This is a genomic window from Amycolatopsis sp. NPDC006125, from assembly GCF_040614195.1.
GTDB lineage: Bacteria > Actinomycetota > Actinomycetes > Mycobacteriales > Pseudonocardiaceae > Amycolatopsis_E > Amycolatopsis_E tucumanensis.
In genome coordinates this window covers 149735-175044 of sequence record NZ_JBEXTZ010000001.1, presented here as the reverse complement: position 1 = coordinate 175044, position 25310 = coordinate 149735, and the positions used below count along the sequence as shown (strand labels likewise).

General features: G+C 73.0%; 26 protein-coding genes, 1 tRNA gene and 1 pseudogene. 13 read left to right on the top strand and 15 right to left on the bottom strand.

Going from position 1 to position 25310, the window contains the following annotated elements:
- The first annotated feature begins 107 nt into the window (after nucleotides 1-107).
- Nucleotides 108-1040 carry a ferritin-like domain-containing protein gene (locus tag ABZ193_RS00865; protein WP_354708360.1) on the top strand — a complete coding sequence of 311 codons (933 nt, stop codon included), beginning with the start codon at nucleotides 108-110 and terminating at the stop codon, nucleotides 1038-1040.
- 68 nt (nucleotides 1041-1108) lie between these two features.
- The gene (locus ABZ193_RS00860) at nucleotides 1109-1681 is read left to right on the top strand and encodes a hypothetical protein (protein WP_020418711.1); all 573 of its coding nucleotides are present in this window, start codon (nucleotides 1109-1111) and stop codon (nucleotides 1679-1681) included.
- 123 nt (nucleotides 1682-1804) lie between these two features.
- Here the strand turns inward: ABZ193_RS00860 and ABZ193_RS00855 are convergent.
- The 3 genes and pseudogenes from ABZ193_RS00855 to ABZ193_RS00845 form a co-directional block, all read right to left on the bottom strand.
- A pseudogene (locus tag ABZ193_RS00855) lies at nucleotides 1805-1876 on the bottom strand (leucine zipper domain-containing protein); the annotation flags it as partial.
- Nucleotides 1877-1903: 27 nt separating this feature from the next.
- Nucleotides 1904-2539, bottom strand: coding sequence for a hypothetical protein (locus tag ABZ193_RS00850; protein WP_354708359.1), 636 nt, complete (start codon nucleotides 2537-2539; stop codon nucleotides 1904-1906).
- 33 nt (nucleotides 2540-2572) lie between these two features.
- The gene (locus tag ABZ193_RS00845) at nucleotides 2573-3586 is read right to left on the bottom strand and encodes an aminotransferase class V-fold PLP-dependent enzyme (protein WP_354708358.1); all 1014 of its coding nucleotides are present in this window, start codon (nucleotides 3584-3586) and stop codon (nucleotides 2573-2575) included.
- Nucleotides 3587-3754: 168 nt separating this feature from the next.
- Between ABZ193_RS00845 and ABZ193_RS00840 the strand changes: the two genes are divergently transcribed.
- Genes ABZ193_RS00840 through ABZ193_RS00830 form a run of 3 tightly spaced genes read left to right on the top strand, consistent with a single transcriptional unit; the run spans nucleotide 3755 to nucleotide 5495 of the window.
- Nucleotides 3755-3955 carry a hypothetical protein gene (locus ABZ193_RS00840; RefSeq protein ID WP_354708357.1) on the top strand — a complete coding sequence of 67 codons (201 nt, stop codon included), beginning with the start codon at nucleotides 3755-3757 and terminating at the stop codon, nucleotides 3953-3955.
- 52 nt (nucleotides 3956-4007) lie between these two features.
- Nucleotides 4008-4694 carry a rhomboid-like protein gene (locus ABZ193_RS00835; protein ID WP_354708356.1) on the top strand — a complete coding sequence of 229 codons (687 nt, stop codon included), beginning with the start codon at nucleotides 4008-4010 and terminating at the stop codon, nucleotides 4692-4694.
- A 12-nt stretch (nucleotides 4695-4706) separates the two neighbouring features.
- The gene (locus ABZ193_RS00830; protein WP_354708355.1) at nucleotides 4707-5495 is read left to right on the top strand and encodes a tyrosine-protein phosphatase; all 789 of its coding nucleotides are present in this window, start codon (nucleotides 4707-4709) and stop codon (nucleotides 5493-5495) included.
- Nucleotides 5496-5498: 3 nt separating this feature from the next.
- Here the strand turns inward: ABZ193_RS00830 and ABZ193_RS00825 are convergent, their stop codons facing one another.
- Genes ABZ193_RS00825 through cysD form a run of 3 tightly spaced genes read right to left on the bottom strand, consistent with a single transcriptional unit; the run spans nucleotide 5499 to nucleotide 8724 of the window.
- Nucleotides 5499-5960, bottom strand: a complete 462-nt coding sequence (locus ABZ193_RS00825; protein WP_235716144.1) for a PPOX class F420-dependent oxidoreductase — start codon at nucleotides 5958-5960, stop codon at nucleotides 5499-5501.
- 20 nt (nucleotides 5961-5980) lie between these two features.
- The gene (gene cysC / locus ABZ193_RS00820) at nucleotides 5981-7813 is read right to left on the bottom strand and encodes an adenylyl-sulfate kinase (RefSeq protein ID WP_354708354.1); all 1833 of its coding nucleotides are present in this window, start codon (nucleotides 7811-7813) and stop codon (nucleotides 5981-5983) included.
- Nucleotides 7813-8724 (bottom strand): sulfate adenylyltransferase subunit CysD, encoded by a 912-nt coding sequence (gene cysD / locus ABZ193_RS00815; RefSeq protein ID WP_020418703.1) that lies wholly within the window; start codon nucleotides 8722-8724, stop codon nucleotides 7813-7815. The genes cysC and cysD overlap by 1 nt, the downstream gene beginning before the upstream one ends.
- Nucleotides 8725-8781: 57 nt before the next feature.
- Between cysD and ABZ193_RS00810 the strand changes: the two genes are divergently transcribed.
- The 4 genes from ABZ193_RS00810 to ABZ193_RS00795 are packed head-to-tail and all read left to right on the top strand — an operon-like array spanning nucleotide 8782 to nucleotide 12375.
- Nucleotides 8782-9261, top strand: a complete 480-nt coding sequence (locus tag ABZ193_RS00810; RefSeq protein WP_354708353.1) for a nuclear transport factor 2 family protein — start codon at nucleotides 8782-8784, stop codon at nucleotides 9259-9261.
- A gap of 21 nt (nucleotides 9262-9282) precedes the next feature.
- Complete coding sequence (locus ABZ193_RS00805; RefSeq protein WP_354708352.1) at nucleotides 9283-10449, top strand: hypothetical protein; 1167 nt, start codon at nucleotides 9283-9285, stop codon at nucleotides 10447-10449.
- Nucleotides 10449-11225, top strand: a complete 777-nt coding sequence (locus ABZ193_RS00800) for an SDR family oxidoreductase (protein WP_354708351.1) — start codon at nucleotides 10449-10451, stop codon at nucleotides 11223-11225. Before ABZ193_RS00805 ends, ABZ193_RS00800 begins: the two co-directional genes overlap by 1 nt.
- A 13-nt stretch (nucleotides 11226-11238) precedes the next feature.
- A complete protein-coding gene (locus tag ABZ193_RS00795) occupies nucleotides 11239-12375 on the top strand; it encodes a sulfotransferase (protein WP_354708350.1) in 1137 nt (378 codons plus the stop codon).
- Between the two features lie 14 nt (nucleotides 12376-12389).
- Here ABZ193_RS00795 and ABZ193_RS00790 read toward each other — a convergent pair whose 3' ends face one another.
- Nucleotides 12390-12803: a TetR family transcriptional regulator C-terminal domain-containing protein gene (locus ABZ193_RS00790; protein ID WP_354708395.1), complete on the bottom strand. Its 414-nt coding sequence runs from the start codon at nucleotides 12801-12803 to the stop codon at nucleotides 12390-12392.
- Nucleotides 12804-12837: 34 nt separating this feature from the next.
- On the opposite strand from ABZ193_RS00790, the gene ABZ193_RS00785 reads away from it, so the two are divergent.
- Nucleotides 12838-13254, top strand: coding sequence for a hypothetical protein (locus ABZ193_RS00785; protein WP_354708349.1), 417 nt, complete (start codon nucleotides 12838-12840; stop codon nucleotides 13252-13254).
- Between the two features lies 1 nt (nucleotide 13255).
- Here ABZ193_RS00785 and ABZ193_RS00780 read toward each other — a convergent pair whose 3' ends face one another.
- Nucleotides 13256-14101, bottom strand: a complete 846-nt coding sequence (locus tag ABZ193_RS00780; protein ID WP_020418696.1) for a helix-turn-helix transcriptional regulator — start codon at nucleotides 14099-14101, stop codon at nucleotides 13256-13258.
- Nucleotides 14102-14201: 100 nt separating this feature from the next.
- Between ABZ193_RS00780 and ABZ193_RS00775 the strand changes: the two genes are divergently transcribed.
- Entirely contained in the window at nucleotides 14202-14963 is a 762-nt protein-coding gene (locus ABZ193_RS00775; RefSeq protein ID WP_354708348.1) for an SDR family NAD(P)-dependent oxidoreductase, read from the top strand.
- Here the strand turns inward: ABZ193_RS00775 and ABZ193_RS00770 are convergent.
- Nucleotides 14960-15835, bottom strand: coding sequence for a phosphatase PAP2 family protein (locus ABZ193_RS00770; protein ID WP_354708347.1), 876 nt, complete (start codon nucleotides 15833-15835; stop codon nucleotides 14960-14962). The two genes, ABZ193_RS00775 and ABZ193_RS00770, sit on opposite strands and share 4 nt — an antisense overlap.
- 54 nt (nucleotides 15836-15889) lie before the next feature.
- Here ABZ193_RS00770 and ABZ193_RS00765 point away from each other — a divergent pair, with 54 nt between their 5' ends.
- Nucleotides 15890-17104: an amidohydrolase family protein gene (locus ABZ193_RS00765; RefSeq protein WP_354708346.1), complete on the top strand. Its 1215-nt coding sequence runs from the start codon at nucleotides 15890-15892 to the stop codon at nucleotides 17102-17104.
- On the opposite strand, the gene ABZ193_RS00760 is transcribed toward ABZ193_RS00765, so the two are convergent.
- Nucleotides 17083-18228, bottom strand: coding sequence for a serine hydrolase domain-containing protein (locus ABZ193_RS00760; RefSeq protein ID WP_354708345.1), 1146 nt, complete (start codon nucleotides 18226-18228; stop codon nucleotides 17083-17085). The two genes, ABZ193_RS00765 and ABZ193_RS00760, sit on opposite strands and share 22 nt — an antisense overlap.
- A gap of 25 nt (nucleotides 18229-18253) precedes the next feature.
- The gene (locus ABZ193_RS00755) at nucleotides 18254-20026 is read right to left on the bottom strand and encodes a bifunctional homocysteine S-methyltransferase/methylenetetrahydrofolate reductase (protein WP_354708344.1); all 1773 of its coding nucleotides are present in this window, start codon (nucleotides 20024-20026) and stop codon (nucleotides 18254-18256) included.
- 260 nt (nucleotides 20027-20286) lie between these two features.
- Here ABZ193_RS00755 and ABZ193_RS00750 point away from each other — a divergent pair.
- Nucleotides 20287-20360, top strand: a tRNA-Ile gene (locus ABZ193_RS00750).
- 695 nt (nucleotides 20361-21055) lie between these two features.
- Here ABZ193_RS00750 and ABZ193_RS00745 read toward each other — a convergent pair.
- Genes ABZ193_RS00745 through ABZ193_RS00730 form a run of 4 tightly spaced genes read right to left on the bottom strand, consistent with a single transcriptional unit; the run spans nucleotide 21056 to nucleotide 25309 of the window.
- Nucleotides 21056-21262: a DUF202 domain-containing protein gene (locus ABZ193_RS00745; protein ID WP_354708343.1), complete on the bottom strand. Its 207-nt coding sequence runs from the start codon at nucleotides 21260-21262 to the stop codon at nucleotides 21056-21058.
- On the bottom strand, nucleotides 21259-21615 hold the full coding sequence (locus tag ABZ193_RS00740) for a DUF202 domain-containing protein (protein ID WP_354708342.1): 357 nt from the start codon (nucleotides 21613-21615) through the stop codon (nucleotides 21259-21261). Before ABZ193_RS00740 ends, ABZ193_RS00745 begins: the two co-directional genes overlap by 4 nt.
- A complete protein-coding gene (locus ABZ193_RS00735; protein ID WP_354708341.1) occupies nucleotides 21612-22937 on the bottom strand; it encodes a sulfatase in 1326 nt (441 codons plus the stop codon). Before ABZ193_RS00735 ends, ABZ193_RS00740 begins: the two co-directional genes overlap by 4 nt.
- Nucleotides 22937-25309, bottom strand: a complete 2373-nt coding sequence (locus ABZ193_RS00730) for a glycoside hydrolase family 3 C-terminal domain-containing protein (protein WP_354708340.1) — start codon at nucleotides 25307-25309, stop codon at nucleotides 22937-22939. The genes ABZ193_RS00735 and ABZ193_RS00730 overlap by 1 nt, the downstream gene beginning before the upstream one ends.
- Nucleotide 25310: the final 1 nt, after the last annotated feature.

Genomic DNA, 25310 nt, shown 5'->3' with positions numbered 1-25310 from the left:
CTTGGCGCTCTCCTGTTTGGTGTGCTGTCGGTCGGTGAGGGACAAGCTTATCTTGTTGGCCCCGGTCACCGCCCGTGGTCACCGGTCCCCTGGCAGGATGGGCGCACGTGAGACCCCGTACCCGTCGTGACGTCCTGCGGGCGAGCGCCCTGGCGGCACTGGCCGCGCCCCTCGCCGCGTGCGCAACCGGCTACTCCGACGAACCGGATCCGCTGGCCCTGCTGGCCGAGCAGGCCCGCGCCGACGCCGCCGCGGCCGACGCCGTGGCCGCGTCCTCGTCCGCCGACGCGGACGTGGCGCGCCAGTACGCGGCGGCCCGCACCGCGCACGCGCGGGCCCTGCAGTCCGAAGTGGACCGGCTCAACCGGCCGAAGTCACAGCCGGCCGTGGTCGTGCCGTCCGAGCAGGGCATGGCGGGGCTGAAGCAGCGGCTGGCCACCGCCCGGCAGCAGGCCGAGGGCCTGGTCGGGGGGCTGCCGCGGTACCGGGCCGGGCTGGTGGCCGCCGTCGCGGGCGGTTGCGCCGGGCTGCAGCAGGTCGGCACCAAGCTGGGGCCGGGCGCCGAGCCGGGTCAGGTGACCGCGACGGCGTCGGCGATCCCGCCGGAGTCGGTCGGGCCGGTGCAGCAGGCCCTGTCGGCCGAGCACGCGGCGCTGTGGGTCTACGGGCTGGTCAGCGCGTTCCTGCCGGGCAACTACACCGCGGGGGTCGCCGACGGCACCGCCGAGCACCAGGACCGCCGCGACGCGTGCGTGCGGATGCTGACCGCCGCCGGCGTGGAGCCGGGCGTGGCCGAGCCCGCCTACGTCCCGCCGCGGCCGGTCACCGACGCGACGTCGGCGAAGAGCGTGGTCGCCACCGCCGAGGCCGACGCCGCCACGGCCTGGCGGGGCGTGCTGGAGCAGACCGACGACGCGGCGCTGCGGGGCGTGGCGCTCAAGGCGCTGCTCGCCTCGGCCAGGCGCGGCACACGCTGGCGCGAGGCGGCGGGCGAGCAGCCGACCGCGATCGTGCTGCCCGGCTCGGCCGCCCAAAGCTGACTGGGGGCGCGCGACGGCGCGTGACGACATAACCTTCCCCGGACACGTTCGACGCCCGAGGACGCCCCTTGCTGACCCTGACCCGCACCCTGGCCGGCCTGTCCGGGGACGGCGCCGCCCGCCTGCGCGGCCTGCTGCTGCGCCAGCTGATCCGGATGCCGCACGGGCGGCCCGGCGAGTTCGTCGTGCTGCACCTGTTCCTGGTCCCGCCCGAGCCCGGCGGCAGCCGCTACGCGCTGTACGAGGTCGCGCAGCCGCTCGTCGACGAGCCGTTGCCGCAGGTGCAGGGCCGGGCGCTGAGCGAGCTGCAGTCCGCCCACGGCGATCCGCGCCTGGTGCCCGGCGCCGACCAGGGCTGGCGGGAGGCCGACCCCGGCCGCCGCGGCGTCTACCTCGGCACCGGCGCCCGGTTCACCGGCTCGCGGCCCGGCATCACCGGCACGACGATCGCCCGGCTGGTCGACCACACCGCGGTGATGTTCGTCCTGGACGAGGGGCACCAGCCGGTGTTCCTGCAGAGCTCGAAGGAGCTGGTCGTCGCGGGCGAGCGGCTCCCGCCGTCACCGGACATCCCCGCGCTGGGCAAGCCGCCGTTCCTGCTGATCGACTCGCTGGTCGCCTACCTGCGCAACGCCGGCTAGGCGCCCAGGATGCGGTGCACGGTCGAGGCCGGCACGTCCAGGACTCCGGCGATCCTGGCGGGGCCGGGCCGGCGGTCCTGCCGCACCCGCAGGACCTTGCGCTCCACCTCCGCAGACTTTCGGGTCGGTGAGGTGCGGGCGACTCGGACGGTCGGCCGGCCCGGCCTCGCCCTCCTCCCGGAACCGGCGCAGCCACTTGTGCCCCGTCCATGATCCCTACAGCTAGGCGCCCGGCGCGAGGTCCAGCGCCTCCTTGCTGATGCGCTGCAGCGTGGCCTCGTCGGCGTGGCCGTCGAAGAAGGCGGACAGCACGATGGTCACCGCGGCGCCGGTGACGCGGGACAGGTAGTCGCCGTCGGCGAGTTTCGGCGCGCCGGGGATCTTCGCCGTGCCGTCGCGCACCAGGTCGTTCACGTTGCCGGTGCCGTCGGTATCGGCGAGCTTCTTCAGCTGCTGCGCGTCCTCCGGGGTGGACATGGTGACCACCGCGACCGACACCAGCGCCCGGGTGGCCCCGCTGCTGGTCGTGTAGAGGGCGCGGGACAGCCGCTGGCACGGGTGCTGCGTGAAGAACTGCTTCACCTGCGAGTAGGAGTTCGCGGCGCAGTCGGTCGCGGCCACCGGGCCGTCGCTGACCACGAACTGGAACTCCTTGGCGGGCGACTGGGCCGCCGGCGGGGTCTCCTCCGCGGAGCCGCCGCGGAGGAGCCACCACACGAGTCCCGCCACGACCGCCACCGCGACCAGTCCGGCTGCCTTGAGCAGCGGGCCGCCCGCGCGCCGGGACGGCGGCCCGGCGGGGATCCGGGGCAGCGGCGCGGTGTCGCCGCGGCCGGGGATGAACTGCGCACCAACCACGGGGGGACACCGTAGCTCACTCGTCAGGGTGACTCACCGCAACGCGTCCACAACCCGTTCGACGTCGTCTTCGGTGTTGTACAGGTGGAAGCCGACGCGCGCCCGGCCCGCGCGGACGCTGGCCGTCACCCCGGCACGGGCGAGGGCCGCCGGATCGGCGTCCAGCGCCACGATCGCGCTGCCCCGTTCCGGCAGGCCGAGCCTGGTCAGCAGGGTGTCGGCCAGTTTGACGTCGTGCGCGCGGACCGCGGTCAGGTCCAGCGAAGCCAGGTACGGCAACGCCACCGCCGCGCCGGCGTGCGCGAACCACACCGGCGACACGTCGAACCGGCGCGGCCCCTCGGCCAGGCGCAGCGGCATGCCGTAGGTGGCCTGCCACGGGTCCTCGCCCGCGTACCAGTTCGCGGCGACGGGCACGGTGCGCTCCGCGGCGCGCGGGTGCACCGCGAGCCAGGCGCAGCCGCGCGGGGACATCAGCCACTTGTAGCCCGCGGCCACCACCCAGTCGGCCCACTCCAGGTCCAGCGGCAGCCAGCCGGCGGCCTGGGTCGCGTCGAGGGCGACGGGGACCCCCGCGGCTTCGGACTCCGCACGCAGCGCGTCCAGGTCCACCAGCGCGCCGTCCCGGGACTGCGCGACGCTCACCACAACCAGGTCGTGGCCGCGGACGGCGCCGGGCAGCTCGGCGACCGGGACCTCGGTGACGCGCGCGCCGCGGGCGGCGAACGGGAACGTCGCGCTGGTGAACTCCCCCTCCGCGGTCAGCACGCGGGCGCCCTCGGGCAGCCCGGCCGCGACGCTCGCGAGCAGCTGCGACACGGCGGCGCCGATGGCGATCCGGTCCGCGGGCACGCCGACGAGCCGCGCGAAGGACTCCCGGGCCCGCGCGACGAGCGGGTCGAAGTCGCCGGGCTGGTGGGCCCCGGCGCGCCAGGCCTCGACGGACGCCGCCACCGCGTCGGCCACCGCCGCGGGCGGGATCCCGATGCTCGGGGTGTTGAGGTATCCGGCGGGGACGTCGAACTCGGCTCCGAAGGCTGTGCGCATGCCCGGACGCTAACCGACCTCCGCTGGGCGGTCACCGCGTTTTCGGCGAGACCGGCCACCATGGCCGCGGGTGCCGCGAGCCCCGCTCCCGCCCGACGACGCCGACGTCCCGCGCCCGGTCCCGCAGCTCCGCCGCGGCGCCGAGCGAACGTCGCGCAGGGCGCGCTCGTGGCGCCGAGCAGGTCGTGCGCCTCGGAGGGCAGGTCCGGGCCGCCGTCGGTCGAGGGCCGGTTCGTCCGGGTCGCGTGCGCGGATGTCGGCCTCGCGGCGCCGCCCGCGACCAGCCACCTGGAACCGGGCACCCTCGACGTCGCCGCCGAGGCCCCGCTCCTCGTGGAGCAGGTCGAACTGCTGCTCGGCGGACGGTGACCCGGACGGGTGGTCACAGTGTTTTCACAGCGGGCGCGGGAAAACTGCGAACGTGACCAGGTTGCTGCCCAGCCCCGTGAGCACCCCGTTCACGTTCTGGTACCTGGTGGTGCTGCTGGCCACCACCGCGCTGCAGCACCTGCTCGGCGAGACGGTCTCGGCGCGCCTGCTGGAGCTGGCCAGCACCGACGCGCACAACCTGTGGCACCGGCCGGTGATGAGCCTGGTCAGCAGCGCGCTGTGGCTCGGCGACGACGGCTGGCTCGTGTACGTGATCATCTTCACGTTCGCCGTCGCCCCGCTGGAGCGCCGGATCGGCGCGGGGTGGACGTGCGCGGTCTTCGCGAGCGGGCACGTGCTCGCGACGCTGGCGACCGAGCTGCCGGTGATGTGGGCGCTGGCCGAGGGGTTGCTGCCCGCCACCGACGGCCGGTGGCTCGACATCGGGGTCAGCTACGGGTTCTTCGCCACCGCCGGCGCGCTCGTGCCGGTGCTGGCGCGGCGGTTCCGGATGTGGGCGGTCCCCGCGATCGAAGCCGGGGTCGTCGTGATCTACCTCATAGACGGGCCGGGGACGCTGGGCGGGATCGTCACGTTCGCCGGGCACCTGATCGCCTTGCACATCGGGATGCTGGGCTGGTGGCGGTGGCTGGGGCGGCGCGGGGTCACCGCCACGCTCCCCGCGCCCGCCGACCCCGGCGACCGCGCGCGGCCCTTGGCTGGATCGGCGGCGCGGTGAACGATGGGGGCCATGCACTGGCTCGAACTGGAGGGCGCGGTCAACGCGCGCGACGTCGGGGGGCTGCCCACCGAGGACGGCGGCGCGGTCGCGAAGCGGCGGCTGCTGCGGTCGGACAACCTGCAGGGGCTCACGCCGCGCGACATCAAGGTCCTGGTCGAGGACTTCGGCCTGACGACGGTGGTCGACCTGCGCGGCACCCCCGAGGTGACCAAGGAGGGCCCGGGGCCGCTGACGAACGTCGAGTCGGTGCGGCACCACCACTACTCGGTCCTGCCCGAGAGCGGCGGCACCACCGACGCGACGGCCGACGACATCAGTGACGCCCTGTACCTGAAGCGGCGGCAGCGGACGATCGAGCGGTTCCCCGACGACGTGATGACCGCGCTGTACCTGGGTTACCTGGAGGACCGGCCGGAGAGCATCGTCGGCGCGCTGCGCACGATCGCCGACGCGCCGGGCGCGGCGCTGGTGCACTGTGCGGCGGGCAAGGACCGGACCGGCGTGGTGACCGCGTTCGCGCTGACGGTCGCCGGCGTGCGGCGGGACGCGGTGGTCGCCGACTACGCCGCCAGCGGCGAGCGGATCCGCGCGATCCTGGACCGGCTGCGCGCCTCCCCCACCTACGCGCCGGACCTGGACAAGCGCCCGGACGACGACGACCACCGCCCCAAGCCGGAGACGATGTCGCTGTTCCTCGGCGAGGTCGACCGGCGTTACGGAGGCGCGGTGAGGTGGCTGGACGCGCACGGCTTCGACGCGGCCGACGTCGCCGAGCTGCGCGGCAAGCTGCTCGGCTGAGGGCTAGGGCGCCGTCGACCCGCCGAGCGGCATCGGGTCCAGCCCGAGCTTGCGGTGGTCCCACGAGCGCACCCGCACCGGGTCGACCCGCACCACCACCCGCTTGTTCAGCATCATCTCCACCGCGGGCCGCAGCTCCGCCGAGTACGGCCCGTAGTAGCGCTCGAACACGTTGACCCCGACGGCCCAGATCTCGTCCGGGTCCTCGCTGATCACGCCGCGCCCCTCGATCGACACGCCACGCAGCGCGTCGTAGGTCAGGCCGTCCTCCACCAGCACCGTGATGCGCGGGTCGCGGCGCAGGTTGACCGCCTTCTGCGACTTGGCCTTCGTCTCCAGCCAGATCGTCCCGTCCAGCACGGCGAACCACATCGCGACCAGGTGCGGTGTGCCGTCCGCGCCCAGGGTCGCGATCGTCGCCGTCCGGCTCGCCGCCACGAACTCCGCGATCTCCGCCTCGGTCATGCGGATCTCCGCCCGCTGGTTCACTCCCACAGCGCACTCCGGTTCAGCAGGGTCAGGATCCGCGCGGCCGGATCGGGATCGTCCGGCCGCAGCACCAGGTCCGGTGAGACCGGCGCCTCGTAGGGGTCGTCGACGCCGGTGAAGCCGCGGATCTCCCCCGCCCGCGCCTTCGCGTACATCCCCTTCGGGTCCCGCGCCTCGCACACCTCCAGCGGCGTGTCCACGAACACCTCCAGGAACGGCAGCCCGGCCCGCTCGTGCACCTCCCGCACGCGGTCCCGGTCCGCCCGGTAGGGGCTGATCAGCGACGCCACCGCCACCACACCGGCATCGGCGAACAGGCGCGCCACCTCCCCGACGCGCCGCACGTTCTCGGCCCGGTCCTCGGCGCTGAACCCGAGGTCGGCGTTGAGCCCGTGCCGCAGGTTGTCGCCGTCCAGCAGGTACGCCGGACGCCCCGCCGCGACCAGCCGCCGCTCCAGCTCGACCGCGATGGTCGACTTCCCCGACGCCGACAGCCCGGTCAGCCACACCGTCAGCCCGCGCGTGGCGCGTTCCTCCCTGCCCACCGCGGCCGCGTGCCACACCACGCGCGACGCGGGCAGCGCGGGACCGGTGATCATGCCGGCCGCGACGGTGTTCCCGGTGGTGTCGTCGACCAGGATGAAGCTGCCAGTGGCCCGGTTGCGCCGGTACGGGTCGAACAGCAACGGCTTGCGGGTGCGCAGCTGCACCCGCCCGATCTCGTTGAGCGCAAGCGCTTTCGCGGTCTCGTCGCGATGCAGTGTGTCCACGTCGAGGCGGTAGTCCAGCTTCTGCACCGCCGCCGTCGTCTCCGCCGTGGTGTGCCGGATCGTGTACGTCGCGCCGGGCGTCAGCGAACCGGCCTCGGCGAGCCAGCACACCATCGCGTCCAGATCCTGCCCGGTGTGCGGCCGGTTCGCCGGGCGGCAGATCAGGTCGCCGCGGCCGACGTCCAGCTCCCCGGTCAGCTGCATCGTCACGGCCTGCGGCGGGAACGCCTCGGTGACCGGCATCCCGCCCGGCCCCCAGATCGCCGCCACCCGGCTGGACAACCCGGACGGCAGCACGACCACCTCGTCGCCTGGCTTGAACACCCCGCCCGCCACGGTTCCCGCGTAGCCGCGGAAGTCCCGGCCGCCCTGGCGGATCACGTACTGCACGGGCAGCCGCGCGTCGATCAGGTTGCGGTCGGAGGCGACGTGCACCTCCTCCAGGTGGTGCAGCAGCGACGTGCCCTCGTACCACGGCATGCTCGCCGAGCGGTGCACCACGTTGTCGCCGTGCAACGCGGACACCGGGATGAACGACAGGTCGGTCACGTCCAGCTTCATCGCGAACCGGCGGAAGTCCTCGCGGATCTCGTCGAACCGCTCCCGCGACCAGCCCACCAGGTCCATCTTGTTCACGCACAGCACCAGGTGCGGGATTCCCAGCAGGGAAGCCAGGAACGCGTGCCGCCGGGACTGCTGCAGCACACCCTTGCGCGCGTCCACCAGGACGAGCGCGAGGTCCGCTGTGGACGCTCCGGTGGCCATGTTGCGCGTGTACTGGATGTGGCCCGGTGTGTCGGCGATGACGAACTTCCGCCGCGGTGTGGCGAAGTAGCGGTAGGCCACGTCGATCGTGATGCCCTGCTGGCGTTCGGCGCGCAGGCCGTCGGTGAGCAGCGCGAGGTTCGGGTAGTCCTCACCGCGCTGCCTGCTCGCCCGCTCCACCGCGGCCAGCTGGTCGGTGAACAGGGACTTGGAGTCGAACAGCAGCCGCCCGATGAGCGTGGACTTGCCGTCGTCCACGCTGCCGGCCGTGGCCAGGCGCAGGAGCTGGGGCATCAGAAGTAGCCCTCCTTCTTGCGGTCCTCCATGCCTGCCTCGGAGATCCGGTCGTCCGCGCGAGTCGCGCCGCGCTCGGTGACGCGGGTCGCGGCGACTTCGGCGACCACCTCGTCGGCCGTGCTTGCGGTGCTGTTCACGCAGCCGGTGCAGGTGGCGTCCCCGACGGTGCGGAACCGCACGGTCGCCTCGTACGGCTCCTCGCCGTCGAGCAGCCGCAGGAACCTGGTGTGCGCCAGCAACATCCCGTCCCGCTGCACCACCGGGCGGCGGTGCGCGTAGTAGATCGGCGGCAGCTCGATGCGCTCGGCCGCGATGTAGGACCAGATGTCCAGCTCGGTCCAGTTGGACAGCGGGAACACGCGGATGTGCTCGCCGCGCCGGTGCCGCCCGTTGTAGAGGTTCCACAACTCCGGCCGCTGGTTGCGGGGATCCCACTGGCCGAACTCGTCGCGGAAGCTGAAGACGCGTTCCTTGGCGCGCGCCTTTTCCTCGTCGCGGCGGGCGCCGCCGAACACCGCGTCGAACCCGCCCTCGCGGATCGCCCGCAGCAGCGTGACGGTCTGCAACCGGTTGCGGGAGGCGCGCGGGCCGGTGTCCTCAGTGACGCGGCCGGCGTCGATGTCGTCCTGCACGCGGGCGACGTGCAGCCGCAGGCCCATCCGGTCCACCACCCGGTCCCGGAACTCGATCACCTCGTCGAAGTTGTGGCCGGTGTCGACGTGCAGCACGCCGAACGGCAGCGGCGCGGGCCAGAACGCCTTGGCGGCCAGCGCGAGCATGACCACCGAGTCCTTGCCGCCGGAGAAGAGCAGCACCGGGTGCTCGAAGGTGGCCGCCACCTCGCGGAAGATGTGCACCGACTCCGCCTCGAGCAGGTCGAGGTGGGACAGCTCGTAGACCGTGGTCACCCGGAAAAATTAGAACACGTTCTTGCCAGCGGTCAACCGGGCGAGCATGCTGGGCGCATGGACCTTGCCGCGATCGAGGCGATCCGCCGGACCAAGCACGCGTACCTGCGCTGCGTCGACCTGAAGCGCTGGGACGAGATCGGCGGGACCTTCACCGAAGACGCCACCGCCGACTACGGCACCCCCACCTACGGCGACCCGATCCGCCTGTCCGGCCGCGACGCGATCGTGGGCTTCCTGCGCGAGCGCCTTGTGCCCGAGATCATCACGGTGCACCTGGCCACGCAGCCGGAGATCGACGTCGACGGCGACACCGCCACCGGCACCTGGGCGTTCCAGGACCAGGTGATCGCCACCCAGCACAACGTCGCGATCATCGGCGCCGCCTTCTACGAGGACCGCTACCGGCGCGAGGCCGACGGCGTCTGGCGGATCTCGCACACCGGGTACGTCCGCACCTACGAGGCGATGCTGTCGCTGGCGGACCTGAAGAGCTTCCAGCTCACCGCGAACCGGTGGGCCGTCCCATCCGCTTAGAACACGTTCCAGGAGCCGCCGGTGCTCACGCAGCCGTTCGCCGAAGCCCTCGCCGAGGCCGAGAAGATCATCCGCGAAGCCCCGCACATCGCGGGTGAACAAGATCTGGTCGAGGGTCTGGACTACCTGGCCGGCAGCATCCGCGCCTCGCTGCAGATGGCCTGGGCGTACGAGAAGGACTTCCCGTTCTTCGTCCGCTCCACCGGCCCGTACACGAAGATGGGCCTGGACAACCCGGACACCCTGTACTTCCACTCCTACCTGCGCGACGACGCCGAGTACGTGGTCACCGGGCAGCGCGGTACCACCGCCGACCTGAGTTTCCAGGTGCTGAACGGCAACTACTCCCCCGTCGAGGTGCCGGACAGCCTCACCGCGTTCGACGACCGCGCCTTCGACATCGACGACGACGGCCGGTTCGAGATCCGGTTCGGCCCCGGGCTGAGCGGCCGCAACCGCTTTCCGCTCGGGCCGGGCTCGGCGATGCTGATCGTGCGTGAGGTGTTCAGCGACTGGGCCGCCGAGCGGCCGGGGATGGTGCGCATCCACCGCGTCGGCGCCGAAGGGCAGGCTCCGCCGCCGCTGTCGCGGGACACGCTCGTCAAGCGGTACGGCGTCGCGGGCAAGATCCTGCTGTCCCGGCTGAACACCTTCCTGGCCTTCCCGAAGTGGTTCTACCTCGACCTGCCGGTCAACACGATGACCGAGCCGCGCGCCACGCCGGGCGGGCTGAGCACGCAGTTCTCCTCGGTCGGGCACTACGACCTCGACGACGACCAGGCGATGGTGGTGACCGTGCCGCGCTGCGCGGACGCGCCGTACCAGGGCATCCAGCTGGGCAGCATGTGGTACGTCTCGCTGGACTACGCCAACCACCAGACGAGCCTGACCGCGGACCAGGCGCGGGTGGACCCGGACGGGAAGATGCGGTTTGTCATCAGCGAGCGCGATCCCGGCGTGGCGAACTGGCTGGAGCGCACCGGTCACCGGCGGGGGTACGTGCAGATCCGGTGGCAGCGGCTGTCGCGCGACCTGAAACCGGACGACGGGCCGGAGGTCGAGATCGTGCCGGTGGCCGAGCTGCCGGACCGGCTGGCCTACTACGAGCAGGCGACGGTGACCCCCGCGGAGTGGTCCGCCCGGATCGCGGCCCGGCAGGCCGCCACGGCCGCGAGGATGCTGGGCTGATGTTGTTGCGCGACAAGGTGGTCGTGGTGTCCGGGGTCGGGCCGGGGCTGGGCCGGTCGATCGCGGTGGAGAGCGCGAAGGCAGGCGCGGACGTGGTGCTCGCGGCGCGCACCGAGTCCCGGCTGGCGGAGGTCGCCAAGGAGATCGACGAGCTGGGCCGCCGCACGATCTCGGTGCCGACGGACATCACCAGCGAGAGCGACGCCCAGCGGCTCGTCGAGGCCACTGTGGACACTTTCGGCCGGGTGGACGCGCTGGTGCACAACGCGTTCGCGATCCCGCCGATGACGAACCTGGCCGACGTGGACCTGGACGGGGTGCGCGCGGGGTTCGAGGCGAGCTCGATCGCGGCGCTGCGGCTGACCCGGCTGTTCCTGCCCGCGCTGGAGTCCGCGGGCGGCTCGGTGGTGGTGATCAACTCGGCGGTGCTGCGGCACTCGCGGCAGCCGTACGGGCCGTACAAGATGGCGAAGGCGAGCCTGCTCGCGCTCGCGCAGAGCCTGGCGACCGAGCTGGGACCGCGCGGCATCCGGGTCAACTCGGTGGCGCCCGGCTACATCTGGGCGGACTCGCTGAAGTGGTACTTCGGCTACCTCGCCGAGAAGCGCGGGATCACGCGCGACGAGGTGTACGCCGAAACCGCCTCGACCATCGACCTGCGCCGGCTGCCCGAACCCGACGAGATCGCCGACGCCGTCATCTTCCTTGCCTCGCCGATGGCGCGGGCGATCACCGGGCAGTGCCTGGACGTCAACTGCGGCGAATACCACCACTGAGGAGGCTCCGGCGATGAGCATCGGACGCGACAGCGTCGGCACGGTCGACGACCTGCACGCCTCCGCGACCCGGTTCTGCGGATTGAGCGACTTCGGCGGCGACGAGTACCACGAGGGCCTGGCCGTGCTGCTGGAGTCCTACGCGCGGGACGCCGGGCTGACCCCGTTCGGGAACAAGATCAAGCGCGCGTTCCTGCGGCAGGCGCTGGTGGCCCGGCTGCTCAGCGAGGAGGCGTGGAAGCGCTTTCCGGAGTACGCCGAGGTGCGCCTCGAGCGGCCGATCTTCGTCACCGGGCTGCCCCGCACCGGGACCACGGCCCTGCATCGGCTGCTCACCGCCGATCCGGCGCACCAGGGGCTGGAGGTGTGGCTGGCCGAGGTGCCGCAGCCGCGGCCGCCGCGGGAGATGTGGGCGGCGAACCCGGTGTTCCAGGGCATCCAGGCCGGGTACGAGAAGCACCACGTCGAGCACCCGGAGTTCCTCGGGGTGCACCACAGCTCCGCCGAGCAGGTCGAGGAGTGCTGGCAGCTGCTGCGGCAGTCGGCGAAGTCGGTGTCGTACGAGTGCCTGGCCCACGTGCCGACGTACTCGGAGTGGCTGGCGGCGCAGGACTGGACCGACGCGTACGCGCGGCACCGGCGCAACCTGCAGCTGATCGGGCTGCCGGACCGGGACAAGCGGTGGGTGCTGAAGAACCCGTCCCACCTGTTCGCGCTGGACGCGCTGCTCGCGGTCTACCCGGACGCGCTGGTGATCCAGACGCACCGCGCGCCGGAGACGATCATCGCGTCGGTGTGCAGCCTGAACCAGCAGGCGTCGGCGGGCTGGTCGACGGTCTTCCAGGGCCCGGTGGTCGGCCGGTCGCAGCTGGAGCTGTGGTCCCGCGGGGCGGCGACGTTCAAGCGGGAACGGGCCAAGCACGACCCGGCGCAGTTCTACGACGTCGACTACGCCGACTTCGTGGCCGACCCGCTGGCGGTGGTCGCGTCGGTCTACGAGCACTTCGGGTTGCCCTTCACGACCGCCGCGGAGTCGGCGATGCGGGCGGTGTACGAGGAGAGCACCACCGGCGCCGGCCGCCCCTCGCACCGCTACACGCTGGAGGAGTTCGGCCTGACGGCGGAGGAGGTGCGGGAGCGCTTCGCCTGAGGCTGCTGCCGCCGTCACGGCGTCAGGCGGGACAGGTGGTGATCCACGAGCGAGATCACCTCCGCCGGCGTCCGGTGCCCCAGCAGGACCGCGTCGCCGAGACCGGCGACGAGGGCCAGCAGCAGGTCGGCTTCCCGGATCGGGTCCAGGTCCGCGTGCAGGTCGCCGTCGGCCTGGCCGGCGGTGATCATGGTGGCGACGGCGTCGCGGAGTTGCGCGTGGCCGAGGCGGAACCGCTCGGCGATCTCCGGGTCCTTCAGCGCCTGATCGGTGAGCCGGGACGCAGCGAGCAGACCGCGCCTATCCGCGACGCCGACGACCAGGCCGCGGGGCTCGGCACCGTGCTCGCCACGCTGGGCCCCCCGACGTCCACCTCGTCGGCTACTCCTTCGGCGGGTGGCTCGCAGCCAACTTGGCCGTGCGCGCACCGGACCGGCTCGCCTCGCTGCCCCGATCGACCCGGTGCGGACCTTCACCCCGTTCCCGGTCCCCCTGCGCGTGCGCACCGCCCTCACGCTCGTCCCCGCCTTCCTGGCCTGGATCTCCGGCGGCGCCGAAGTGGCCGAGGACGACCCGGTGACCACGGTGATCGATGAGGGCATGCGGACCTACCGGATCACGCTGCCCACGCCGGCGCTGTTCACCGACGCGCGACTGCGCGGCCTGACCGTCCCCGTCCTCGCACTCATCGCGGCCCGCAGCGTCATCCACGACGGCCGGCGCGCGGCCACCCGCGCCCGGGAGCTGCTGCCGGACGCCCGGGTCGAGCTGTGGCCGCGGGCGATCGCGGGCGAGTCGGCTGACGAGGTCAACGCCCGGGTGCTGGAGTTCCTCGCCGAGCTCGAGCAACGACGTGAGTCACCCGAGCGCTTCGCCTGATCTAGCGAACGCTGTCGAACCGTTCCGTGCCGACCACGCCCAGCAGCTGCAGCTTCTCCGCCGCCTCGGTGCGTGGCGGCGCCGTCAGCACCAGCAGCATCTGCGACTGGTCCTCGGTGAACAGCACCTGGCAGTCCACCTCGATGTCGCCCAGCTGGGGGTGCACGAGCACCTTGTGGTCCACGAACCGCTTGGCCACCTCGTGCCGTTCCCACAGCTCCGCGAACTCCGGGCTGGCCTTCGTCAGCACCCGCACCAGCTCGCCTGCCCGGGACTGCGGCCCCATCGACCCGAGCGCCGCCCGCAGGCCCGCCACGAGGGCCCGGCCTTGGCGCCCCCGGTCGTGCTCCGGGTAGATCCGGCGCTCCGCGGGGTCGGTGAACCAGCGGTAGATCTCGCTGCGCGCCCAGCCCGTCAGGTGCGACCGGTCGCCGTAGAGGGCGTCGGCCATGCTGTTCTGCACCAGCACCTCGCCGAGGTTCGACAGGATCAGCGCGGGCGTGTCCGACAGCCGGTCCAGCACGCGCTGCAGCGCGGGCGCCACGTGCGCTGCCGCCACCACCGGTGTGGGTGCGTTGCGGCCGGCGATGCGGAACAGGTAGTCGCGCTCGGTGGCGGTCAGACGCAGCGCGCGGGCGAGCGCGGCCAGCATCTGCTCGCTCGGCTGCGGGCCACGCTGCTGCTCCAGCCGCGTGTAGTAGTCGGTCGACATCGCCGCCAGGGCCGCGACCTCCTCCCGCCGCAGACCCGCCGCCCGGCGACGCGGCCCGGCGGGCAGCCCGACGTCCTCCGGCCGCAGCTGTTCCCGGCGGCTGCGCAGGAACGCCGCCAGCTCTTCACGCTCCATACCCCCAGTATCCGCCCCCGGGCCGGGCGAACCAGGGACCGCCGATCCCCCGATGAGCGATCTCTTCACCGCCCTGTCGCGCCCGGCCAGACTCGGGAACATGAACATCAGCGGAAACACCATCTTCATCCCGGGTTCCACCAGCGGCATCGGCCTCACCCTCGCGCGGCGGCTGCGGGCCAAGGGCAACACCGTCATCGTCGGCGGCCGCCGCACCGAACTGCTCGACTCGCTCGCCGCCGAGGGGTTCGACACCGTGCGCATCGACACCGCCGACGCCGGCAGCATCCGCGCCGCGGCCGACGAGGTCATCGGCAAGCACCCCGACCTCAACGTGATCATCGCGATGTCCGGCATCATGCGCGTCGAGGACTGGCACCGCCCGGAGGGCTTCCTGGCCTCGGCCGAGGAGACCGTGACGACGAACGTGCTCGGCCCGATCCGGCTCATCGCCGCATTCGTCGAACACCTCCAGAGCAAGCCTGACGCGACCATCGTGACCGTGTCCTCGGGCCTGGCGTTCGCCCCGCTCAAGGCCACGCCGAGCTACAACGCGAGCAAGGCCGCCATCCACATGCTCAGCGAGTCGCTGCGGCTGCAGCTCGCGGACACCTCCGTCAAGGTCGTCGAGCTGGAGCCGCCGTCGGTGCGGACCGCCCTGCTGCCCGGCCAGGAGGAGAGCGAGTTCGCCATGCCGCTCGACGACTTCGCCGACGAGGTGGTCAAGCTGTTCGAGACGCAGCCGGACGCCAAGGAGATCCAGGTGGAGAACGTGAAGTTCCTCCGCTACGGCGAGGCCCGCGGCGACTACGACCAGGTCGTGGCCACCCTCAACGCCGCGGACCCGCACGGCAAGCACTAGGTGGCCAGGCGCCGCCAGGACAGCAGGAACACCAGCGCCGCGACGATCGACCCGGCGGAGGCGAACGATCCGGCGCCCAGGTAGATCACCCACTCGTCCGCCCCGGCCAGGCCCTCGCGCGCCAGCGGGACACCCCACAGGATGGCGCCGAGGGTCAGGCCGGCCAGGGCGGCGAGCACCGCGAAGGCACCGATGACCACCCGGCCGAGCCGGCGGTTTCCCTCGTACGGGTGCACCGCGCCGCGCCGCGCGAGCCACCACGACGCCAGCGCCGCCAGCGCGAGGGCGATCGCGTCGGCGGCGAGGGTGTCGGAGAGCCGGTGCCACTTCGCGGTGAGCGTGTACTGGCCGATGCCCACCGCCCACGGCAGCACGACCAGCATCACCACGCCGCGCCAGCGGTACGGCGCGACGATCACGGCCGCGAACAAGACGGTCATGGCGATCGTGGTGTGGCCACTGGGCAGGCTGTTGTGGCCGAAGTCGCCCGTCACCGGCACCAGCGCGGGCCGGACCAGCACGAACCGCTTCAGCACCTGCACGACCACCTGGCCGAGCACGATCACCCCGACCGCCGCGACCGCGAGGTCCCAGCGGCGGCGGAGCGCGCCCGTCAGCGCGATGAGCAGCGTCGCCCCGGCCAGCGAGTAGACCGTGATCTCGTCGAGCGCCTGCCACGCCTGCCCCGACTCGGCCGCGTCCGCCTGGTCGGCGCCCCGCAGCGCGGCGTTCTCCAGCGCCTGTCCACTCGCCGTCCACACGGCCAGCAGGTAGACCGCCACCGTCAGCGCGGCCGCCACGGCGGCGATCACCAGCCACCGCCGCGACGAAACGCCGGCGGTCCGCCGGACCACCTCGTCGTCCACCACCACCCGCCCAGGATGGATCAAGCCGGTCCTCCGCGCCTGTCGTGCGATGCTGACCAGGTGAACGACCTGTACGTGACGGGCGTGCGCCCGTGGGGCGGCCCCCTGTCCGACGTGGAAATCCGCGACGGCCGGATCGCGGCGGTGACCGCGGCCGGCGGTTCCGCACCGGAGGGCGTGCCGCAGCTCGCGGGCGAGGGGCGGTTGCTCGTCCCCTCGTTCTCCGACGTGCACGTCCACCTGGACTCCACGCGGCTGGGCCTGCCGTGGCGGCCCAACGACTCCCCCGGCGGGGTGTGGGCGAACATGCTGCACGACCGCGCCCACTGGCGCGAGGGCGACGTGCCGATGCGTGAGCGGTCCACGCACATGCTCGGCCAGCTCATCGCGCACGGCGTCACCCGCGTCCGCGGCTACGCCCAGGTCGACGCCGACTGCGAGCTGGAACGCCTGGAAGCCGTCGTCGCCGCGCGGGAGGCGCACGCCGGCCGGGCCGAGGTCGAGATCATCGCCTTCCCGCAGGCCGGGCTGCTGCGCGAACCGGGCGTCCCGGACCTGATGGAGGCCGCGCTGCGGGACGGCGCCGGCGTGATGGGCGGCATCGACCCGTGCGGCGTGGACGGCGACCCGGTGCGGCACCTGGACATCGTGTTCGGGCTCGCCGACCGGTACGGGGTGCCGGTGGACGTCCACCTGCACGAACCCGGCGAGCTGGGCCTGTTCAGCCTCGGCCTGATCATCGAGCGGACCCGCGCGCTGGACCTGCGCGGCCGGGTCACCATCTCGCACGCCTTCACCCTCGCCCACACCCCGTCGCCGCGGCTGGACGAGGTGCTGGCCGAGATGGCCGAGCTGGACATCTCGGTCGCCACCGTCGCGCCGCCGGGCCGCGGCACGCTCCCGCTGCAGCGGCTCACCGAAGCCGGCCTGCGCGTCGGCCTCGGCGACGACGGGCAGCGCGACTACTGGTCCCCCTACGGCAACGCCGACCTGCTCGACCGGACCTGGCAGCTGGCGTTCACCAACGGGTTCCGAAACGACCACCTCGTCGAGCACGCGCTGGCCGTGGGCACCTGGGGCGGCGCGACAGTGCTCGACCCGTCGCTGCCGCGGCTGCAGGACGTGCGGGACCGCCCCGGAGTCGCGGTGGGCGACCCGGCGGACCTGGTGCTGCTCGACGGTGAGGCGCCCGCGGCCGCGGTGCAGGACCGGTTGCCGCACCGCACGGTGGTCCACGCCGGCCGGGTGGTCGCTCACGACCTCGCGCTGGTGTGAAGGAGCGCGCCGACGGCGAGTTCGTAGATGCCGCGCAACCGCCCGAACAGCGCGGGGTCGCTGTCCGGGGTGATCTGCGCGGTGGCACTGACGGCGACGGCCCGGCGGCCGTCCAGGGTGGCCGCGGCGAACTGCGTGTAGCCCGGGGTGTTGCCGGTGTGCCCGTAGACGCGGCCGTACCGCGTGTCGTAGCGGAAGATGCCGAGTCCGGCCGCGTTGACACCCGGCCCCGGCGGTTCCGAACCGCCCGGCCGGAACGTGAGCTGCGCGGCGCGCACCGCCGGGTGCAGGAGCGCCCGGTAGCCGCCGATGAAGCGCGCCAGATCGGCCGGTGTGGACACCACTCCGCCGGAGGCCCAGCTCCAGCCCGCGGCGACGAGCCGGGTCACGTCCTCGGTGCCGTCGTAGCCGTGCAGGTGCGGTTCGGGCAGCGCGGAGCCGCGCGGCAGGCTCGTGCGGTGGAGCGCCAGCGGTTGCGCGACGTGCCGCCGCAGCAGGTCCTCGTAGCGCCCGCCGGCCGCGGCCTCGCACATCAGCGCGACGAGGATGTTGTCCGAGTTGGAGTAGGCGTACCGGGTGCCGGGCGTGAACAGCAGACCGGGGTCGTCGAGGTAGCCGAGCAGGTCGCGCGGGGGCGGCGGGTCCTGCAGGGACGCCAGCAGCGCGTCGCGGAACCGCTGTGACCGGCTGAAGTCCGGGATCCCGCTGGTGTGTCCGAGCAACTGACGGAGGCTCACCGCCGACCACTGCGGGGGGAAACCGTCCAGCCGCCGCCCGACCGTGTCGTCGAGCCCCAGCCGGCGGCGGCTCACCAGGGACAGCGCGGTCGCGGCGCTGAACGCCTTCGCCACGCTCGCGACGCGCATGTGGTCGTCGGGCCGGGGTTTCCGGCCCGTCGCCACATCGGACACGCCGACGCTGCGGAAGGCCGTGCCGTGGTTCCGTCTGAACGCGACGGTAATGGCGGGCGGACCGCCTGGCGCGCCTTGCAGTTCGCGCATCGCCTCGCGCAGGGCTCGCTCGACGGGTGGTGATTCACCGGCCACCGCGCGGCCCGTGAGGACCGTGCACCCGGCTGTGCCGAGTGCCCCCAGCTTCAGGACCGCCCTGCGCGACAGTGCCATCGAGCGAGGGTAACACCGCGACCCGTCAGAGCTGAAGCGCCGATTTCTCTTGCCGCAGAAGCGATTCGATCTTACCGGGGTGCTCGTCGGCGACCACCACGGCGCCGCGGACCAGGTCGCGCGCCCCGTCGAGCAGCTCCGCGGCGAGCGCGAGCCCGACCTCGGCCTCCCGCTCCCCGGCAGCCTCCAGATCGGACAGTGCCCGCGGCGGGATGGTCACGTCCGGGACCTCGTAGGCCAGGTACTCGGCTTCGGCGAAGCCGGACAGCGGCGCGATCGCCACCAGCACCGGGATGTCCACTCCGGACAGTTCGGCGACCATCCGGGACAGGCCCTCCAGCTCGTAGACCGGCCGCGTGATGAGGAACTGCGCGCCCGCGGCGATCTTCGCCTTGGTGCGGGACAGTTCGGCGTCCTGGTCCTCCGCGCCGGGGTTGACGCGCGCGCCGATGTGGAAGGCGGTGCGGGTGGCCAGGGTGAGGCCGGTGTGGTCGCGGCCGGAGTTGAGGCCGGCGAGCAGCCCGATCAGGCCGACCGAGTCGACCTCCCAGATGCCGTCGGCGCCCGGGTAGTCGCCCAGCGGTGCCGGCGTTCCGGTCTCGCACACGACCGTGCGCAGGCCGAACGCGTGGGCGCCGAGCAGGTCCGCCTGTAGCGCCGCGAGGGACCGGTCCCAGGCGGTGACGGTGGTGATCGTGTCGACGCCCGCCTCGCGTTCCAGGCGGAGCGCTTCGCCGAAGTTGCCGCGCACCAGCGCCAGGTCGGCGCCGCGGACCCGCTCCACGTCCTCCGGTTCACCGTGCGGGGTGACCTGCGCGGCGAGCACGAAGCCGGGCCGGGCGAGGCGGCGGGCGAGCGGGCTCTGCGGCGGCGCCGGGCGCGGCTTGGGCACGGCCGTGACGGGGCTGGCCTGGCGGGGCCGCAGGTCGGCCAGGCGGGCGACGACCTCGCGGATGTGGCCGGGTGTGGTGCCGCAGCAGCCGCCGATCATGGCGGCGCCGTGCTCGGCGAAGCGCCGCGCGTACCGCCCGAAGTGCGCGCGGGCGACCGGGTAGGTGAAGCGCCGCCCGGTGCGCCGCGGCATGCCCGCGTTGGGGTGCACGCCCACCGGCAGGTCGCCGGCGTCGCGGAGTTCGTCGAGGATCGCGAGCATGTGCTGGGGGCCGACGGTGCAGTTGGCGCCGACCGCGGTGACCGGGAGGCCGGTGAGGGTCTTGACGACCTCGCGGGGCGTCTCGCCGGCCGGGGTGAGGCCGTCGCTGGTGAAGGTGGCCTGGGCGACGATCGGGAGGTCGGTGACCTCCGCGGCGACCGTGATGGCTTCGACCAGTTCATCGAGGTGGCCGAAGGTCTCCAGGACCAGCAGGTCGACGCCGCCGTCGACGAGGGCCTGGACCTGCTCGCGCACGACCTCGGCGCGCTCGTCCGCACGGACGCCGGCCCGCGCGGACGAGGACACCGCCGGGGAGACGGACCCGGCGACGAAGATGGTCCGGTGCACCCCGCGACGAGCCTGCCGGGCGAGCCGCACGGCGGCGAGGTTGATGTCGCGGGCGCTAACGGAGCACCCGTGCTCGGCCAGCCGCAGCCGGTTCGCGCCGAAGGTGTTGGTGAGGAGCACGTCCGCGCCCGCGGCCACGTAGCTCTCGTGGATGGTGCTGACGAGCTCCGGGTTCGAGAGGTTGAGTTCCGGCAACGCCCGGTCCAGCGAATTGCCCGCCACGTGCAGGACGGTGCCCATGGCCCCGTCGAACACCAGAACCCGCTCGGACAGCTGCTCCGCGAACCGACCTCTCACGTACCCTCCCGGCGCCGTTACCTCCGGGCGTGCACGTGCACGAGGATCCGGCCGGCGCCGCACCCCCACCAGAGCACCGCGCCGCCCGCCATGCACCCATCCTAGGCGCTGAAACGGGCACATCGACCGGTTCGACACCGCAGGTGCACCACCACTGGGCCGTCCGGGTGACCCGCCCACCGCGGTGGTGGCCGGTCGGTGTGCGATATGTTGTCGTTCACCCTTGGATGGGTGCGGGCGCGGCTGTGTGCGCCCGCCTGGGGCCGGTAGCTCAGCTGGTTAGAGCAGGGGACTCATAATCCCTTGGCCGCGGGTTCGAGCCCCGCCCGGCCCACCGGTTCTGACCAGCGAAAACAACTTCAGACGATCAACCGAAGTTGATCATGGGTGCGAGTGTCCTAGGGTGATGGCGCGAACACGCCTTGAAGCCCGCCAGCGCGGCCGCATCGAGCAGCGCGGCGACAGCCTCCGAGTGGTGCTCTACGCCGGCATCGACCCAGTCACCGGCCGTCGTTCTTACCTGCGCGAGACGATCAAGGGCTCCGACGACGCCGCATGGCGCAAGGCCGCCGAGACGCACTTCAGGCGAGAGGTGCGACCACTACGGCAACATCGTCCCACGGCTCGACACCAAAGCGCGTGGCCCCACCGAACCGAACCCGAGGCAGACCTTCTTCAGACAGTCCCCTCGCACCCCGCCGACGGAGGATGCACCGACACCGTGCGCCGACCAAGTGATTGCCGCGAGCTCCATCGAACCGCGATCGGAGTCGGACGTGTGGGCTTCGCCAGGGGGCAAGTGAGAACCAAGAGTGCACCCATGCCCGGCAGCTACCACGCGGTCGCCGAATGCACGAGCGCCAGGTACGCCTACGGAAGCTGGGAACGGCCGGAAGCTCCGGGCAGTCCACCACCAATTGCGGCAACGTGCGTCCGATCTCGGCCAGCGTCGGCCTGAGCCAGTCACAGGCACGCAGCCCGGGTACCACTGGAATCCACCACTGCGGGATCAGGCCCGTGGTCGACCTGTCAGCTCCACAGGAGATGACCGCCGGCGAGAATTCCGGTCACGCTGGTGATCGCTGTGGCGATGAGCAGGGTCCGGGGCGCCACGGCGCGACGCGGGAACAGCCCGGCCCGCAGCAACACGACAGCGGCCACCGCGGCGGACAGCGCCGTCCGCCGCCACGCCAGCGCCGTCCGCTCCGGCTGCAGCCCCGGGTCCCGCTCGCTCACGGCCGGTGGGTCAGCACGACGAACACCACGACCAAACCGGTGAGTGCCGCGATCGTGCCCATCGCGGCCGGTAGCCAGTCCATCGGCAGCGGCCGCTGGTGCCGCATCGCCCGCTGGACCGTCGCCCACCGCCGGTGGGCGAAGGCCGCCAGCACGGTACCTGCCACCGCCAGCAAAACCGCCAGCCCGGTACGCAACCAGGCCACCGAAAACGACGGCACCAACTGCGCCAACGCGACCGCACCGGCGATCAACGCCAACGCCGTGCGCAGCCACGCCAAGAACGTCCGCTCGTTGGCGAGGGTGAACCGGTAGTCCGGCTCCTCCCCCTCCTCGTACCAGCGGGGCGTCACGATTCGGCCAGGAACGCCCAGTAGGTACCGAGCAACGGATCGCCGGTGGCGTCCAGCCAGGCGAGCAGCTCCCGCCGCGCCGCGGCCAGGTCCTCCCCGTACGCGGGGTCCGCGGCGAGGTTGGCCAGCGAATGCGGGTCGGCCCGCAGGTCGTAGAGCTCCTCCGGGGCGCGGTGCAGGTAGAAGCCGACCCGGTCACCACCCGCTTCGACCATCGCCGGCCAGGTCAGGCCCAGCATGTTCTCGGCGCGGTACTCGCGAACGCCGTCGGACCAGGCGTTCCAGATGTAGCCGAACCGGGCGTCCTGGCGGCAGCGCATCTCGAACCGGCCTTTCGCGGCCGTCTCGTGGAACACCGTGTGCACCGCGTCGCGCCCGTCCTGCGGTTCCCCGCGCAGCAGCGGAAGCAGGCTCTGTCCGTCCACTCCGGACGGTACGGGCACCTCGGCGGCCGCGCAGAAGGTCGGGAAGAGGTCCAGCGCCGACACGAACGCCGTGTCCTCGCCCGTGCCGGGCCGGGTGACGCCCGGCCAGCGCACGATCAACGGCGTCCGGCTGCTCTGCAGGTAGCAGTTGGCCTTGGCGAACGGAACCGCGATCCCGTTGTCGGAAAGGAAGACGACGAGCGTGTCCGTCGCGTCCACGGCCCCGAGGACGGCGGCCACCACGTCGTCACAGCGTCGGGACGAGCTGAGGTACTCGCGGTACTCCTGCCGCACGGCGGGCAGGTCCGGCAGGAAACCGGGCACCCCGACGTCGTCCTCGGGCCCGAACACCCGCGACGGCGCCGGGTACGTCGCGCGGGCTTCGGCGGGAAACCGCTCCTGCTCGGCCTGGCTGCCGGAGTAGGGCCGGTGTGGATCGTGCGCGTTCGCCATCAGGAACCACGGCCTGCCCTGCTCGGCCGCCTCGGCGACGAAGGCCGCCGAAGCCTCGCCGTAGGCCGCGGGGCTGCGGCCCATGCCCAGCTCGCGCATGCCCCGCGTGAAGTCCCAGCCGAACCGCTCGACCGGTTGCAGGTGGTCGACCTTGCCGAGGATCCCGCAGAAGTAGCCGGCTTCGCGCAGCACCTCGGTCAGCACCGGGACGCCGTCGGCGATCGGTTCGAAGCCCTGCGCGCCGTTGCGGTGCGGCCAGCGGCCGGTCATGATCGCCGACCGGCTGGGCTGGCACACCGCGACAGCGACGTGCGCCCGCCCGAACGTCATGCCTTCGGATGCGAGCCGATCGAGGGTGGGGGTGACGCCCGCCGGGCCGCCGAAGCAGCCCGGCGTGTCGCCGCCCATGTCGTCGGCGGTGATCAGCAGGATGTTCGGCGGCATCACGCACTCCCGATCCGCAGGGTGGCGCGGACGTCCCCGAGGCCGCGGGCGAGCAGCAGCTCCCCGTCCGGTGGCAGCTCCACCCAGTTCCCGCTCTCCCAGCGGCGCCGCAGCCGCGGATCCCCGGTCACTTCGACCCTCGCGCTCTGCCCGGGTTCGAGGGTCGCGGCGCCCCACCCGACGAGCCGCACGGGTTGCCGTTCGTCCGCCGGGCGGAAGTACACCTGGACGACCTCGCGGCTGGTGCGGCCGCCCGTGTTGGTGACGGTGACCGCGACCTGGTGGCCGTTGTCGTCCAGCACGGCGGCGTCCGAGTAGTCCCAGGTCGAGTAGCCGAGGCCGTGGCCGAACCAGAACGCCGGCGCAGGCGCTCGGCCTGCCTCGTGGCCGCGGTAGCCGATGAACGGGCCTTCGGCGTACTCGAGCCGGCCGTCCACCGGCGTCACCGACCACGCGGGAGACGCGCCGTCCGCCGCGGGGAAGGTCGTCACCAGGCGCCCGGCGGGTTCGAGGTCGCCGAGCAACGCGGCCGCGACGGCGTGGCCACCCTCCTGTCCCGGCAGACCGGCCCAAAGCACGGCGTCCACCTGCTCCAGCCACGGCATCAGCACCGGGGTGGCGGCGTTCACGACGACCACGGTCCGGCGGGCGGCGGCCGCGACCGCACGCACGAGGTCGTCCTGCGCGCCGGGCAGCCGCAACGTCGTCTTGTCCACCGCCTCGGTTTCCTGCTCCTCGGTCAGCCCGACGACGACCACGGCCACGTCGGCGGCGCGCGCGGCGGCCACCGCCCGGCCGACCGCCTCGGTCACGTCCTCCGGGGCCGGGCGCGCGACCAGCCCGTACCGGCCCCGGCCGCCCGGCTCGAGGGTGACCTCGGCTTCGAGCAGCGCGCCCGGCTCGACATCGACGAGCAGGGTGTCACCCGGTGGCTGCAAGACCGCTTCGCCGACGTCGCCACTGGTGAGCCCCAGCTCGAACCGGCCGGTCCGGCCGCCGGCGCGCACTTCCCACGTACCGACGCCGATACCGCCGACCAGCATTCGCCCGCCTCGCGGCAGTCGCGCGGACAACCGGACGGCTCGCGGCGCCTCCGGCAGGTCGTCGTCGATCCCGATCATCGTGCTCGTCGCCGCGAGATCGCGTTCGCCGAGCAGCGAGCCGTCGGCCGCGTGCAGCGTCACGCGCATGCCGGGCTCGCCGGTCGACGGGTGGACGACGAACTCCGGCCCGGCCGGGACCGGACGCTCCCGGACCTCCACGCCGTCGACGACGGTGACCGCGTCGCCGAGCAGCTCGGTCAGCCCCTCGGCGACGCTCACCTGGTACGGCGGGTTCACCTGCGCCGAGCCGCCGCCCATGTCGACGGTGTCGACGGCGTGCCGGCCGACCAGCGCGACCGTCGTTTCGCGTCGCAGCGGCAGGACGCCGTCGTTCGTCAGCACCGTCATGCCTTCGGCCGCCAGCCGGGTCAGCTGCGCCCGCCGGGCCGGGCTGTCCGGCGCGGGAACTTCGCGGGCAGGCCGCGGAGTGCTGACGCGTTCGGCGAGCAGCAGCAGGCGGCCGAGGTGGTCGTCGATCACGGCCTCGTCGACCTCACCGGCCTTCACGGCGTCGACGAGCCGGTCTCCCCACGGCCCGACCGGACCGGGCATCACCAGGTCCAGTCCGGCGTTGGCCGAAGGGGCCGTGCTCGTGGTGGCCCACCAGTCGGACACGACCAGCCCGCGGTAGCCCCACTCCCCCTTCACGATGTCGGTGAGCACGTGCCGCTGTTCCGTGGCGGGGGTGCCGTTGACCCGGTTGTAGGCCGCCATGATCGACCACGCGTCCGCGTCGGCGACCGCGATCTCGAACGGCAGCAGGTACACCTCGCGCAAGGTCGCTTCGTCGACGACGCTGTCGACGGTGTGCCGCTCGGTCTCGGACTCGTTGGCCACCAGGTGCTTCAGGCACGCACCGACCCCGTGGTCCTGCAGGCCCCGGACGTACGCGGCGGCGAGCGCCCCGGACAGCAGCGGGTCCTCGGAGTACGCCTCGAACAGGCGGCCGCCGAGCGGGCTGCGGTGCAGGTTGATCGTCGGCCCGAGCACGACGTGGATGCCCTGCGCCGAGGCCTCTTCGGCCAGCATACGCCCGACTTCGTAAGCAGTGCCGGTGTTCCACGCCGACGCCAGGAGCGTCGCGTTGGGGAACAACGTGACCGCCGGGCCGCCGGAGAACGTCAGGCCGCGGACCCCGGTGGGCCCGTCCGACAGGCGCAGCTCGGGCAGCCCGATTGCGGGCTCCGGGCGCAGGGTGAACATGCTCGCGCCGGTCAGCAGCGCGACCTTGGCCGGCAGGTCCAGCGCACTGTCCACAGTGGAAGTCATC